Below are 937 nucleotides of genomic sequence, written 5' to 3' on the forward strand. Positions count from 1 at the left end.
GCGGGGAGAGGGCGGCGAGGAGAGGGCGGCGGGGAGAGGGCGGCACCGCGCGCTCAGCCCTACGCTCGGACCCATGACCGAGCACACATCCGAGCACACCCCCGAGAACCCCCACGTCGTCCGCCGCGGCTCCGGCGTCCCGCTGATCGCGGTGCACGGCAACAGCGTGGACCACCGGCTGCTGCTGCCGCTCGACGACGCCCTCGCCGAGGCCGGGGAGGTCGAGCGGATCTACGTGGACCTGCCGGGCTTCGGCCGGACCTCGGCCCTCCAGGACGACGGCGGCCTCCCCGAGCTCGCCGCCTGGCTCGTGGACTGGATCCGCGCGGAGGTCGGCGAGCGGCCGTTCGCGGTGCTCGGCAACTCCCTCGGCGGCCTGCTCGCCCGGCACGTGGCGGCCGAGTTCGGCGCGCAGGTGTTGGGGCTGGGGCTGCTCGCGCCCGTCGTCGACCCGGACGAGGACCGGCGCACCCGCACCGACCTGGTGGTGCGCGAGCGCGACGACGCCTTCATGTCTACCCTCGACCCCGACGACGCCGCCCCGTTCCTCGAGATGTCCCCGCGGCTGACGCGGGACACGTGGGAGCGGTTCCGCGAGCACGCGCTGCCGGGCGTCCGCGCCGTGGACGAGGAGGCGCTGAAGCGCCTGTCCGCGCGCTACGTCCTGGACGCCGTGCCGGAGGAGGCCGCGCCGCCGTTCGAGGGGCCCGCCCTGATCCTCACCGGCCGGGAGGACCACCTCGTCGGCTACCGGGACCAGGCCGCGCTCCTGGAGCATTACCCGCGCGCCACCTACGCGGCGCTCGACGCCGCCGGCCACAACGTGCACCTGGACCAGCCGGAGGTCGCCGAGGCGCTCGTCCGCGCGTGGGCGGTGCAGGTGGGCCGCGCGGCGTCGGACTGAGGCGGGGTCAGGGGGAGGGACGGGCCTCCACCC

1 protein-coding gene is annotated in these 937 nt (G+C 76.2%); it reads left to right on the plus strand.

The genetic code is table 11. The annotated features are described in order from the left end of the window. Positions 1 to 73 precede the first annotated feature (73 nt). The gene (locus tag J1M38_RS11090; protein ID WP_020627045.1) at positions 74 to 904 is read left to right on the plus strand and encodes an alpha/beta fold hydrolase; all 831 of its coding nucleotides are present in this window, start codon (positions 74 to 76) and stop codon (positions 902 to 904) included. The last annotated feature ends 33 nt before the right edge of the window (positions 905 to 937 follow it).

This window comes from Micrococcus sp. KRD070, assembly GCF_017168435.1.
Lineage (GTDB): Bacteria > Actinomycetota > Actinomycetes > Actinomycetales > Micrococcaceae > Micrococcus > Micrococcus luteus.

What these genes read in the sequence shown, in the direction of transcription:
- J1M38_RS11090 (WP_020627045.1), top strand. Translation starts at nt 74, where the DNA reads ATGACCGAGCACACATCCGAGCACACCCCCGAGAACCCCCACGTCGTC.